The organism is Paenibacillus sp. P5_B5, from assembly GCF_056400365.1.
The window spans coordinates 305183-318542 of record NZ_JBFULK010000001.1; the positions used below are offsets into that span (position 1 = coordinate 305183).

Below are 13360 nucleotides of genomic sequence, written 5' to 3' on the forward strand. Positions count from 1 at the left end.
GAGAAGGGTAGGGATAACGAATGAATGTCAATGAAGCTCATATAACCAAAGCGATCGCTAAAGTGATTGAAGGTCAACATCTTAATCGTGAAGAGGCGCGTTTCGTAATGAATGATATTATGGAGGGTTTGACAACTTCTGCTCAGATCGGTTCATTGCTAACCGCACTTCGAATGAAGGGTGAAACCATAGATGAAGTGACAGGCTTTGCAGAAACAATGCGTGCCAAAGCCATGTCGTCATTCATCGAGCCGAATAATCTTCTAGATACTGCGGGCACAGGCGGGGATGGAGCGGGTACATTTAATATATCCACTGCTGCTTCGATTGTTGCTGCTGCAGGGGGTGTCAGGGTAGCTAAGCATGGGAATAGAGGAATGTCTTCTCGAAGCGGGTCTGCTGATGTGCTCGAAGCACTTGGTGTGAATATAGTTTTACCTGGCGATGCTGCGAGTAAATGTTTACAGGAAATTGGAATTTGCTTTATGTTCGCACAGCATTATCATCAATCATTGAAATATGCAGCCGGTCCTCGTAAGGAAATAGGCGTGCGAAATATTTTTAACTTACTTGGCCCTCTAGCGAATCCAGCTGGTGCAGACCATCAATTACTTGGCGTGTTCGATCGGAGCAAAACGGAGCTGATGGCACAGACGCTTCGTGAGCTTGGTCTAAAAAGGGCACTTGTTGTATCATCCTTAGATGGGATTGATGAAATATCCATATCTGCGGCAACGAAGGTAACCGAATTGCGTGATGGTGTCATCAACACATATGAATTGACACCTGAGCTACTTGGATTGCCTCGCTATCAGTTACAGGATGTGATTGGTGGTGACGCTGACGTGAATGCAGACATTATTAAACAAGTTTTTAAAGGAAAGTGTGGAGCTTATCGTGATATTGTTCTAGCTAATAGTGGAGCTTGCTTCTATGTGTCGGGTATATGCGATTCCTTGCAGAACGGAGTGCGTTATGCAGAGCATGTAATTGACTCTGGTGACGCTTATGAGAAATTACAGCATCTTATTTCATTTACAGGAGCGTATAGCCATGTTTCTTGATCGAATTGTAGCAACCAAATTAACGGAAGTCTCGCAATTGCGAAACGAATTATCGATTAAACAAGCAGAAGAGGCTATTGAGAAGTTGCCACCGTGCCTCGGATTCGAATATAAATTAACTGTAGGTAAAGGGCGCAAGGTAGGACTCATAGCTGAAGTGAAGAAAGCCTCGCCTTCTAAGGGACTGATCCGTGAAGATTTTAATCCGATTGAATTAGCACAAGCTTATGAAATAGCTCATACAGACTGTATTTCGGTTTTGACAGATAGATCCTATTTCCAAGGCAGCAATGAATATTTACAAAGTATACGTAAGCAAGTAAATGTTCCTATTCTTCGCAAGGATTTTACGATTGACCCTTTGCAAATTTATGAAGCTCGAATGATTGGTGCAGATGCTGTTTTATTAATTGCTGCGATACTAACTGATTTGCAGCTTAAGCAATATTTAGACTTAACTCGGAATCTTGGTATGGATGCGTTAGTTGAAGTGCATGATCAAGCCGAACTTGAACGCGTACTTGAACTTGATGTAACACTAATTGGGATTAATAATCGCAATTTAAAAACATTCGAAACTGATTTGTATACGACAGAGTCACTAATGGCATTCATACCTGATCATTGTTCTGTTGTAAGTGAAAGTGGCATATCTAAACCTAGCGATATCGATTATTTGTATGGGATTGGTGCACGAGCTGTTCTAATTGGGGAGCATTTTATGAGGCAAAATTCCGTAGTGGATGCTGTCAATGGTTTGATGGGTAGATTGGAGATGACAGGAGCATGACGAGTATAAAGATTTGTGGACTTCAGGGCGTTGAAGTGCTAAAATCAACAATAGAATTAAATGTTGAATTTATAGGTTTGGTATTTGCTAAAAGTAAGCGACAAGTGACTCCAGATCAGGCAAGAGCGCTGATTACTTATGTGAAGGAAATGCGAGATATGGGACATCAAGTTCCCAAAGTAGCTGGTGTTTTCCTGAATCCTACCGAAGAACAGCTCGCGACAGTAATGGAAGTTGCGCCGCTTGATATGATCCAGCTTCACGGTGATGAGACACCAGATTTCTGCCGATACGTTAAGAATACTTATAGTGTTCCCGTGTTTAAAGCGTTCTCCATTCGGAATGAGGAGACAAGTGATTGTACTGTGAGTGATCAATTGAGCGCTGAAACGAAGTCGAAGCTCGATGCGTATCGCGAATATATTGATGTGCTACTAATAGACACTTATGAACCGAAGATCGGTGGAGGCTCAGGTCAAACGTTCCGCTGGGAGGCTATCCCTGCATATGCTACTTGGGCTCGTGATAATGGGATTAAGCTATTCGTTGCTGGGGGGCTTCATTCAGATAATGTAAATGAATTATTGAATTCATATTCGTTAGATGGAGTGGATGTCTCTAGTGGGGTAGAAACTGATGGAACTAAAGATTTAGATAAAGTTAAATCATTCGTGGAGAGGGTGAGGCAGCATGAGTAAGATGCATACAGTGCCTGATGAACAAGGAAGATTTGGTAAGTTTGGTGGAAGATACGTTCCAGAAACATTGATGAATGCATTGTTAGAGTTGGAAGAGGCTTATCGTAAATATGCAACTCAGCCTGAATTCATTGCTGAAGTTCAAGATCTGCTTAAGCAATATTCAGGTAGACCGACACCGCTTTATCATGCTAAGAGGTTAACAGAAATACTAGGCGGCGCAAAGATTTATTTAAAACGAGAAGATTTGAATCATACAGGTGCACATAAAATTAATAACACGATTGGACAGGCAATACTTGCTAAGCGAATGGGTAAAACCAAAGTCATTGCCGAAACAGGAGCGGGTCAGCATGGTGTCGCAACTGCTACAGTTGCTGCGCTACTTGGACTTGAATGCAAGGTATTTATGGGCGAAGAAGATATGAAGCGCCAACAATTAAACGTGTTTCGGATGAAGCTCTTAGGAGCTGAAGTAGTGCCTGTTATGAGTGGTTCACGCACATTGAAGGATGCGGGTAATGAAACACTTCGTTATTGGGTAAGCAATGTCGAAGATACCTTCTACATTCTTGGTTCTGCTGTTGGACCACATCCATATCCGATGATGGTACGTGACTTTCAACGTGTCATTGGGGATGAAACTCGCAGTCAAATACTAGAGCTTGAAGGTAGATTGCCTGATACTATTATTGCTTGTGTAGGCGGCGGATCTAATGCAATTGGTATGTTTTATCCTTTCATTGAGGACACTGCAGTTAGGTTGATTGGTGTAGAGGCTGCAGGTAAAGGTATGGATACAGCTTTACATGCTGCTACGATTACCAAAGGTACACATGGTGTTTTCCAAGGCTCTATGAGCTATTTGCTTCAGGATGAATATGGACAAGTTAAGATTGCTCATTCGATCTCTGCAGGGTTAGATTATCCAGGTATTGGTCCTGAGCATTCCTATCTGAATGATACGAAGCGCGCTGATTATGTACCCATTTCTGATAACGAGGCGCTTGAAGCACTGCAGCTATTATCTCAAACAGAAGGAATTATTCCGGCATTAGAGAGCTCTCATGCTATAGCTCAACTGGTAAAGACGGCGAAGACGATGTCGAAGGATCAGATTGTCGTTGTTAATTTATCAGGACGTGGAGATAAAGATGTTGAAGCAGTGATGGGTTATTTAGACGCAGCTGGAGGTGAAAGTCATGAATCGTATTGATGCCAAGTTTGCTGAATTGAAAGCTCAAGGTAAGACTGCATTCATTCCTTTTATTACAATTGGTGATCCAAGTATCTCGCTATCAGTTGATATTATTCATGAGCTTGAACGCGGAGGAGCAAATATCGTCGAACTTGGCGTCCCATATTCCGATCCATTAGCAGATGGGCCCGTCATTCAAGCTTCATCTGAGCGTGCACTTCGTCATTCTGTGACGGTTCTTAACTGTATAGATGTTGCGAAGCAAGCAAGACAAAGTGGCTCGAAGCTTCCATTTATTCTATTTACTTATTTTAATCCAGTTCTTCAACTTGGGATTGAATATATTTTTCAGTTGATGAAGGATAGTGATATTTCAGGTATTATTATTCCAGATTTGCCCTTTGAGGAAGATAGTGAAGTCAAGGCAATTGCACGTAGATATGATATTCATCTGATACCATTAGTTGCTCCGACCTCAAGCAACCGTATTTCTAAAATTGTTGAAAATGCAACTGGATTCATCTATTGTGTATCGTCATTAGGCGTCACTGGTGTTCGCTCGGAGCTTCATTCTGGCATCCACACATTCATTGAGAGTGTGAAAGCTTCGACAGACTTGCCGATTGCTGTGGGTTTTGGTATTTCCAGCAGAGATCAGGTTGTAGCTTTAGAAGGTACAACTGATGGAATCATTGTAGGTAGTGCACTGGTAAAACTCATTCATGAGCTTAACGAGGATTTGCTTAATGAGGAGACCAAAGTGCAAAGTCTATTGCAAATTTCACAGTTTGTGCGACAATTGATGAACAATCAATAAGCAATGCTTTTACCCGGCTATCGATTATAGGGTAACGACATAAAATAATTAGAGAGGTGATTGGATTATGAAACCAAAGCAAAATATTGTGCATTTGCCGGTTTATAAACCTGGTAAGTCAACAGATGATGTCAAAAGAGAACTCGGATTATCTGAAATAACGAAGCTTGCTTCGAATGAGAATCCATATGGATATTCCCCTAAGGTTAGAGATGCTATCGCTGCAGAAATGGACAAAATTTCTCTGTATCCAGATGGCGCTGCTGTAGAACTTACGAAAGTACTAGCAAGCAAGTTTAATGTAAATACGAATCAACTAATTTTTGGTATGGGCTCAGATGAGATCATCCTGATGATCGCACGCGCTTATCTAGTTCCAGGTGATGAGACGATCATGGCGTCTACGACATTTCCTCAATACAAGCATAACGCCCATATAGAAGGTGCGACTTGTATTGAAGTTCCGCTCAAAGATGGTAAACATGATCTTGAAGCAATGCTGGATCAAGTAACCGATAAAACCAAAATTGTTTGGATTTGTAATCCGAATAACCCAACTGGAACAATGGTTACACATGATGAAGTAGCTGCCTTTCTCAAAGCAGTACCGAGCAGTGTACTTGTGGTATTGGATGAAGCTTACTGTGAATATTTTGTCACGGATCAATATCCAAGAACGTCTGAGCTGTTAGCAGCTTATAAGAACGCAATTTCGCTTCGCACCTTCTCCAAAATTTATGGTCTTGCATCGTTACGTATTGGGTATGGAATTGGTCACCCGGATGTCATTCATACGATTAATCAAGTTCGTGAACCGTTTAATACAGCTAGGTTTGCACAAGCTGCGGCAATTGCTGCACTGAGTGATGAACAATTCATAGCCGAATGTCGTGAGAAGAATGCAGCTGGTATTACATACTTCGAAGCTGAATTTAAACGATTGGGTCTTAAGTCATATCCTGCACACGGAAATTTCATCATGGTGGACGTTGAGCGGCCAGCAGCAGATGTATTTCAAGGGTTACTGAAACGAGGATTTATTGTCCGTCAAGATCCAGAGTGGAAGAAACCAACTTGCTTAAGAATTACAATTGGTTCCCGTGAACAGAATGAGAAATTAGTTCAAGCATTGGAATTAGCGCTTGCTGATGTGGCGTTGATATCGCAATGAAAATAGCTATTTTCGGAGTTGGACTAATTGGCGGATCGCTCTCGCTCTGTTTTAAGGATATTCCAGGAGTTTCTGTCATGGGACATTCTCCGAATGAACAATCCGTTCGCAAAATGGTAGACCGTGGTGTAGTCCACCATGCAACTACCTCGATGAGCGAGGCAGCAGAAGATGCAGATTTTATTTTTCTCTGTGTTCCCGTTTCCCTGTTGGAATCTTACCTAGAGCAGTTGATGGATGTTAAGCTCAAACCGGGCTGTATTATAACTGATGTTGGATCGACAAAAGTTTCCATCGCTCAGTTCGCCAAGGGACTTAAGCTAGAGGAAGTATATTTTATAGGTGGCCATCCAATGGCAGGTTCTGAACGGTCAGGTGTGGAGGCCGCTTCTTATTTATTATTTGAGAATGCCTATTATGTACTCACACCTGAAGCTGATACACCTATGCATATTGTAGATAAATTGACAGAATTGCTGAAACGGACAAGAGCACAGATCATTCAAGTAGCTCCTGATCAACATGATCAGATTGTTGGTGCGATATCGCATTTGCCGCATATCATAGCTGTTGCACTCGTTAATCAAGTTTGTGATTATAATGAAATCGATCCTTTGTACAAGAATTTAGCTGCAGGTGGTTTCCGAGATATTACGAGAATTGCTTCGTCTGATCCGACGATTTGGCGGGATATCCTTATTAATAATCGTGAAGTGCTACTCAAGCTGCTAGGTAACTGGAATGAACAGATAAGTAATTTCATTACACTACTTGATGAGAGCGATGGAGAGGGCATAGAAACGCAGTTTAAGAAAGCGAATCTATTCCGTAAGGGAGTTAAGGAACGTCGACCAGGAATGATTGCCTCCTTGCATGATATATATATCGATATCCCAGATCATCCAGGTATGATTGGTTCAATTGCGACTGAACTTGGTAATCATCAAATTAATCTGAGTAACGTTGAGATTATTGAAAGCAGGGAGCAAGTTCCTGGTATATGTCGATTATCGTTCCGAAACCGTCAGGATGCTGACAAAGCTTCAGAGCTTCTACAGCATAAGTATACAGTGTACGTCTAGACGTGTGCGAAATCATATAATGTTATGAGTATAACAAGGCTATTGCAAGCTTATTTGCAGTAGCCTTGTTGTCATATAAATCGGATCAATAATATTAAAGGAAGCGTTTGCAAAAAAAACGTTGACATTTTGAAAGCGGATACATATAATAAAAGTACAGTATGGTTTCTCTCCACTCCTATCCGATAATGCACAATGTGCACCCACCTGATTCAGGTGGTTTTTTTTTGTTTAATAATGAATCAATTCATAATATAAAATTTATTCAATATTTATATAATTCAAACATATATTGTGCATAGGCAATTAAACATTGGACATAAGTTAATTAATTAGTTAAAATAATTAGGAGATACGTAGGAATTCCGATATTATTCAAGAAATTCTATAGATTGTTCATTTTATTTAGCGCAACTTTTTGCTCTTACACTCGTCAAACCTTGTAAGGAAAGACTGAGGGCAGAATAAATGACAAGGGGGTACGTTAGTAATGATGGATTCTGAATTAATTCGTGAAATTAAAGACGGTAATGCCGAAGCTTACGGAATTCTAATGCTTCGTTACGAGCGTAAGATCATGTCCTTTATTTACCATATGTTGAAAAGCGCAAACCTCGAGACAATGGCTGAAGACTTATGTAACGAATCATTCTATAAGGCATACCGTAGCTTGCACTCGTTCCGTGAGGTAGAAGCATCATTCTCTACCTGGTTATATACGATTGCTCGTAATACAGTCTTAAGTGAATTGCGTAAACATAAGACAATGAAGCTATCACTCGAACAGAGTGCGCAAATTCCTCAGACAGCTACTGATGTGCTCCCAGAACAAGCGGTTATCCGTGGTGAACAAGTTTTGAAGGTGCGTGAAGCAATTAACGCATTACCTGATAAACAACGTTCAGCTCTTATCTTGCGTGAGTATGATGAGATGGATTATCAAGAAATCGCTACGATTCTAGGGCAAACAGTAAGCTCAGTCAAGTCCTTATTGTTTCGTGCTAGAGCCAGCGTTAAGCTGCAACTCGAGCCATACTATCTGGAATCTTCCTTCAAGGGCTAGAGAGGGTGTATTACATTGAAATGCGATGATATTCGGGAACTTCTTTCCGTTTATTGGAGCTTGCCAGAAAATGATGTAAGGCGCATTGCAGTCGATAACCACATTGTGACATGTGAAACCTGCAATGAAGAATTCAAGTTTTGGGAAGCTAGTGAGTTGATGATTCAAACCGAGATGGAAGGTTATACGACTATAGATATAAGTCGTGATCATTCCATTACTTCTGATGTTATGCAAAGGATTTACTCCGACGAATCATGGCGGATGCCTGTTCAGAGCCGGATGTATGCAATTTCAGACAGACTCAAACGAAATTTAACTTTAGTACTAGCATTTTGTCTGGCGTTGTTTGTTGGATCATTTTTATTTGCACTTGTTGGTAATGTATTCGCTCCTGTTGATCAAGTTGCTGCAACCGATAACTCAGTCTATTCCATTCAGACACCGCAGACGCTTGTGTCAAGTAGCAATAAAATAACCTCAGATTACAACATGGCGACGGCTGTTGCCAGTGTATCGCAAACATTTGTTGATCCTATTCCGTTTCATATGGGACCCATTCAATCATATTCTCATTTTTTATTAATCCTATCCATACTAGGATTTATTACAGCGATCTTAGTGCTGAACTGGTTTACGCGTGTTAAATCATAGAATGATTATTAGGAATTAAAACCGTTTTTTCTTGTTCTGGAGGTTAGAAATGACTACATATGGTCTTATTCGACACGGTGCCACAGAGTGGAATAAACTCGGTAAATTACAGGGGCATCAAGATACACAATTAATGGAAATAGGAATAACACAAGCTTATTTAATGGGCAAGCGTTTTCAGAAAAGCGAATGGGATTTTATAATTAGTAGTGATTTAACTCGTGCTTATGAAACAGCTCGAATTATTTCGAATGAATCAGGAATTCCCTTGCTTGCAAAGGAATCTAGACTTAGAGAGCGAGCATTTGGAGATCTTGAAGGGACTACCCTAGAAGACCGAATTGAACGATACGGTAAGGAATGGCGAACACTTGAGCTAGGCGTTGAAAGTGATGAATCGGTTTATGAACGATGGTCGCAAATCAATGACGAACTCATACAGAAATATCCTGATGGTAACATCTTGATCGTTTCACATGGTTCTTTCATTGGCACTGTGCTGCGTGTATTAGACCTTGAGGAACCTGATGGTTATATAACCAACACCTCTTTAACGATTATCCATTACGATGGTCACAGCTGGTCCTGTCCGCTTTATTCTTGTACACAGCATCTTAAATAATAGTAAGTTCAAACATAGTGATAGCTTTAGAAATGGGTCTCAATAACCGTTTCTATCGCTCTTTCTATGTTTTTTTATATTTAATCGAATATTTTTGTAAATAAATCCAATAATGGATAATACCTTTTGCTAGGGGGGAGATCCATGAATTTTGCCGACATGCTCAGTTATGCTGATATTCAGGAGTTAAACCGAATAGCCTCAAACTATGATTGTACTTGCAATTCTCATTCCAAGAATGAATTAATTCAAACGATTCTGATGACTGTTGGTCGTAAGGATGTGTTTGAACGGCAGGTTTCCAATTTAAGTATGGAGGAAATTAGGTTTCTGAATACATTAATGTTTGATGCTAGGTCTTCTTTTTCATTAGAGGAATTGCTAGCACGCGTCAAGCTAACACGATTTCAGCAAGCAGAGGAAGAAGATTGGAACCCTCGAGATACTATTTCAAGATTTAAAGGCTTGGGCTGGATTTTCCAAGGATTTTCATTGCAAACCAAGTATTTGTATCAAGTGCCACAAGATTTCAGAAATAGGTTCAATGATGTACTAGCCCAGAAGTTCCGGGAGGAATTAGTTTACTTGGAAGATCCAGTGGTTTATCGAGATGAGCAGACGCTTCTTGTCGACGATATCGATCGGTTTATGCGATTTGTAGATCAAAACAATGTATTAATGACTGTAGAGCAATTTATGTACAAGAAAGTATTAACTCAAGCGTTAGAGCACATGTCTGTTCGTGAAGAAGCAGTTGTAAAAGGAGCATGGCGTTTTGGATATGGACGTAAGTTTAAGGAATACCCCAATCGGTTCTCACTCATTTATGATTATTGTTTCTACAACAAACTAATAACAGAGGGTGAGGGAGTAATTGCTTTGACACCTTATGGTAAATCAAAACTTGAGAAAGGAACGAAAGAAAATGTGTTAGATGTTTACCGGTTTTGGTTAAGGCTGTATAAGGGACCTATTCCAAATTTACAATCCCTTGTCCACTGGATTAATCAGCTTGCTCGTAACTGGGTCAGCTTGACTTCATTAAGCGCAGTGCTTTGTAGGTTAATACGCCCCTATTATTATGATGGGCCAGAGTCAATTATGGAACAGCGAATTCTGCAAATGATGATGCATCTTGGCTTGATTGCAATAGGTGAAACTCATCCAACTGAGGGACAAATCATTCGAGTAACTAATTTAGGTTTGGATGTATTTAGTAATAACTCGCATCGTGAAGAATCCGTGATCAAGCTTCCTCATTTTTGAGGATGAAGGATTAGATTCATGAAGAATGATTGACGTAAGATTTAAAGCTTTCTAAGATAAGATCAGTACTTATACTGATTTGAGGAGCGGATCTTATGTTATATCCATACAAAGGTGTTACGCCAAATGTGGCAGAGGATGTTTATATTGCACAAGGAGTTCATATCATTGGTGATGTACAAATAGGGCAGGGTTCATCCATTTGGTACAATGCGGTTTTACGAGGGGATTTAGCTCCCATTCAAATAGGTTCAGGTAGTAATATTCAAGACGCATGCGTAGGTCACGTAAATATAGATCAACCGCTAATCGTTGGTGATGGTGTATCTGTGGGTCATGGAGCCATTATTCACGGATGTCAGATAGGCAATGGTACATTAATCGGTATGGGGGCTATTGTACTTAACGGAGCGCAAATTGGTGAATATGCTTTAATAGGAGCTGGTTCCATCGTTACTGAGAATATGGTTATTCCACCCTACACTTTGGCATTAGGCTCACCAGCAAGAGTAGTCAGACAGCTTACTGAAACAGATTTAGAACGAATGAAGCGTACAGCAGACAGTTATGTTATCAAAGGTAGAGAGTACAGACAGGAGACAACATAACGATAATTGGATTTGTAAAATAAAGACGGTGCTTGGAGGTAAGTCCTATGGGAAAAATGAATGTTTCGAGCGATGTCATGCTTAACTTATTCGCTGAAATGATCTGGGATGAAGCGCTACTGAAATACAAACAAGATCATCTCTATGAAGCGATCGATCATGCTTTGGCCGAAGGTGACGAAGTAACGTTTCTCACATTAACTTCAGAACTTAAATCATTGCAATTTCTCGGTTAATGTTGCTCCGTCTATAAGGATTAATAAGAAAGCTACAGTAGCGCTGCAATCCACATAGTTAGTGGGGATCAGCGCTATTTGAGCTATCAAAGAATGTGTCTATAATTTGAATGAATTGACTTTTGAGAACGCTAAATCTATTGTAAGTGTGATACATATATAGTTATAGTAAGAGAGTTATATGGAGCAGGAGGCAATGAAACGATGAAGTTCAGCGATATCGAACAGGACAAATGGGAACAGTTAAAGCCTTATTTAGACACTTGCTTATTACCAGTAACAGGATTAACAGGTTATGAGAATCCATTAGAAGCAACTGCGAGATTAGAAGAGCTGCGAGACGCATTAGATTGTCTTGAGAAGCCATATTATGGACGAATGATTACATATCCAGCATTGCATTATACGAATGCTAGAGATGCTGAACAAGTCATCAATGAACTGGTCAGCAAGCTTAAAGAAACTGGGTTTAAGTATGTAGTTGTCATGACAGTTCAAGCTGATCTTAGAGAATCTCATGTGGATCAGCCAGATTTATTCATATGCATAGATCCGAAAAAGTTATACGAAAGTCCGCAAGAAGTACGTGAAAGTTTGAACAAAAAAGTCAGTCAAATGTGGAGAACTGTGATCTAAATCATAGATGTGACAATTTAGTTAAATTTACTGAATACTTAGGCAAACTAGACGTTTATTAAAGGTTGGGATTATTGACGCCCAATTAGTCGTCGATTATGATATTTATGTCCTAGTAATATGAGGTTATTATGTTGTCGAACGAGACATGAAATATGAAATGTTAGTTACCGGGTATGTGCTAACAGTTTAGGGGGGTAGCATGACAAAATGAGTGAGCACATGGATCACAACGAGGAAGATCAAGAGAGTAAGAATGTATCAAGACGTGAAATGTCTAGACGTCAGTTTCTTACCTACACTCTAGGTGGAACCACTGCATTTATGGCTGCAGGAGTGACGTTACCAATGGTCAGATTCGCAGTTGACCCTATTTTGAAACCAAAGCAAGAAGCATCTTTCGTGAAAGTTGTGGAAGAATCAAAGTTAACTGAACAGCCGCAATCATTTGAATTTGTCTCGCACCAAGTTGATGGTTGGTTTGAAAGTGACCCAACTCAAAAGGTTTGGATCGTGAAGAAAAATGGCAAAATTTTCGCTCTAAACCCCACATGTAAGCATTTGGGATGTCAAGTGGAATGGAATGGGAGCACAGATTACAAAGATCAGTACTATTGCCCTTGTCATGGCGCACATTACACAATTGATGGGAAACACCTCGCTGTTGCCGATGCTCCACTTGATGAGTACGAGATTAAAGTGGAGAACGGATTTGTCTATGTCGGCAAACTCGGTGCGAACACGATAGTGAAATAAGGAGGCGTAATTGTCAGTGTTAAAGAGCATATACAACTGGATTGATGAACGTGTTGACATCACGCCGCTCTGGAGAGATGTCGCTGATCATGAAGTACCGGAACACGTAAATCCTGAGCATCATTTTTCAGCATTTGTTTACTGTTTTGGTGGATTAACCTTTTTTATTACCGTTATTCAAATTTTATCAGGTATGTTCCTGACCATGTACTACGTTCCTGACGTAATTAATGCGTATGCGAGCGTAGATTATCTTCAACATGAAGTAGCGTTTGGCTCCATCGTACGTGGAATGCATCACTGGGGAGCTAGCTTAGTAATCGTCATGATGTTCTTACATACGCTCCGTGTATTCTTTACTGGTTCATATAAAGCACCACGTGAGATGAACTGGGTCGTTGGCATGCTAATTTTCTTCGTGATGTTAGGTCTAGGATTCACAGGTTACTTATTACCTTGGGACAATAAAGCCTATTTTGCTACTCAAGTAGGGGTCAAAATTGCTGCTTCAGTTCCATATCTTGGTGTCTATATTCAAGAGCTATTACAAGGTGGAGAAGTGCTTGGTGCACAAACACTAACTCGCTTTTTTGCGATTCACGTATTCTTCTTGCCTGCAGGGTTGTTAGCTTTACTCGGCGGACACTTCCTCATGATTCGCAAGCAAGGTATATCTGGACCGCTATAAGGTGAAAGGAG

Annotated in this window: 16 protein-coding genes; all 16 read left to right on the plus strand. The window is 40.3% G+C overall.

Going from position 1 to position 13360, the window contains the following annotated elements; all coding sequences use genetic code 11:
* The first annotated feature begins 20 nt into the window (after positions 1–20).
* Entirely contained in the window at positions 21–1064 is a 1044-nt protein-coding gene (gene trpD / locus AC1DOK_RS01570; protein ID WP_477552463.1) for an anthranilate phosphoribosyltransferase, read from the plus strand.
* Positions 1054–1854 (plus strand): indole-3-glycerol phosphate synthase TrpC, encoded by an 801-nt coding sequence (gene trpC, locus AC1DOK_RS01575; RefSeq protein ID WP_477552464.1) that lies wholly within the window; start codon positions 1054–1056, stop codon positions 1852–1854. The genes trpD and trpC overlap by 11 nt, the downstream gene beginning before the upstream one ends.
* Entirely contained in the window at positions 1851–2552 is a 702-nt protein-coding gene (locus tag AC1DOK_RS01580; RefSeq protein WP_477552465.1) for a phosphoribosylanthranilate isomerase, read from the plus strand. The genes trpC and AC1DOK_RS01580 overlap by 4 nt, the downstream gene beginning before the upstream one ends.
* A 1-nt stretch (position 2553) precedes the next feature.
* A complete protein-coding gene (gene trpB, locus AC1DOK_RS01585) occupies positions 2554–3768 on the plus strand; it encodes a tryptophan synthase subunit beta (protein ID WP_477552671.1) in 1215 nt (404 codons plus the stop codon).
* Positions 3755–4567: a tryptophan synthase subunit alpha gene (gene trpA / locus AC1DOK_RS01590; protein WP_477552466.1), complete on the plus strand. Its 813-nt coding sequence runs from the start codon at positions 3755–3757 to the stop codon at positions 4565–4567. Before trpB ends, trpA begins: the two co-directional genes overlap by 14 nt.
* A gap of 67 nt (positions 4568–4634) precedes the next feature.
* Entirely contained in the window at positions 4635–5738 is a 1104-nt protein-coding gene (hisC, locus tag AC1DOK_RS01595) for a histidinol-phosphate transaminase (RefSeq protein ID WP_477552467.1), read from the plus strand.
* Positions 5735–6820: a prephenate dehydrogenase gene (locus AC1DOK_RS01600; protein ID WP_477552468.1), complete on the plus strand. Its 1086-nt coding sequence runs from the start codon at positions 5735–5737 to the stop codon at positions 6818–6820. Before hisC ends, AC1DOK_RS01600 begins: the two co-directional genes overlap by 4 nt.
* Before the next feature lie 490 nt (positions 6821–7310).
* Positions 7311–7883: an RNA polymerase sigma factor gene (locus AC1DOK_RS01605; protein WP_477552469.1), complete on the plus strand. Its 573-nt coding sequence runs from the start codon at positions 7311–7313 to the stop codon at positions 7881–7883.
* Between the two features lie 15 nt (positions 7884–7898).
* Positions 7899–8537, plus strand: coding sequence for a hypothetical protein (locus AC1DOK_RS01610; RefSeq protein WP_477552470.1), 639 nt, complete (start codon positions 7899–7901; stop codon positions 8535–8537).
* A 49-nt stretch (positions 8538–8586) separates the two neighbouring features.
* Entirely contained in the window at positions 8587–9159 is a 573-nt protein-coding gene (locus AC1DOK_RS01615) for a histidine phosphatase family protein (RefSeq protein WP_477552471.1), read from the plus strand.
* 144 nt (positions 9160–9303) lie between these two features.
* Positions 9304–10425, plus strand: coding sequence for a hypothetical protein (locus AC1DOK_RS01620; RefSeq protein ID WP_477552472.1), 1122 nt, complete (start codon positions 9304–9306; stop codon positions 10423–10425).
* A 95-nt stretch (positions 10426–10520) separates the two neighbouring features.
* Positions 10521–11033, plus strand: coding sequence for a gamma carbonic anhydrase family protein (locus AC1DOK_RS01625; protein ID WP_477552473.1), 513 nt, complete (start codon positions 10521–10523; stop codon positions 11031–11033).
* A gap of 47 nt (positions 11034–11080) precedes the next feature.
* A complete protein-coding gene (locus tag AC1DOK_RS01630) occupies positions 11081–11269 on the plus strand; it encodes an IDEAL domain-containing protein (RefSeq protein WP_477552474.1) in 189 nt (62 codons plus the stop codon).
* A gap of 204 nt (positions 11270–11473) precedes the next feature.
* Entirely contained in the window at positions 11474–11905 is a 432-nt protein-coding gene (locus tag AC1DOK_RS01635) for a DUF2487 family protein (protein WP_477552475.1), read from the plus strand.
* 210 nt (positions 11906–12115) lie between these two features.
* Positions 12116–12661 carry a Rieske (2Fe-2S) protein gene (locus AC1DOK_RS01640; RefSeq protein ID WP_477552476.1) on the plus strand — a complete coding sequence of 182 codons (546 nt, stop codon included), beginning with the start codon at positions 12116–12118 and terminating at the stop codon, positions 12659–12661.
* 16 nt (positions 12662–12677) lie between these two features.
* The gene (gene qcrB, locus AC1DOK_RS01645; RefSeq protein ID WP_477552477.1) at positions 12678–13349 is read left to right on the plus strand and encodes a menaquinol-cytochrome c reductase cytochrome b subunit; all 672 of its coding nucleotides are present in this window, start codon (positions 12678–12680) and stop codon (positions 13347–13349) included.
* Positions 13350–13360 lie beyond the last annotated feature (11 nt).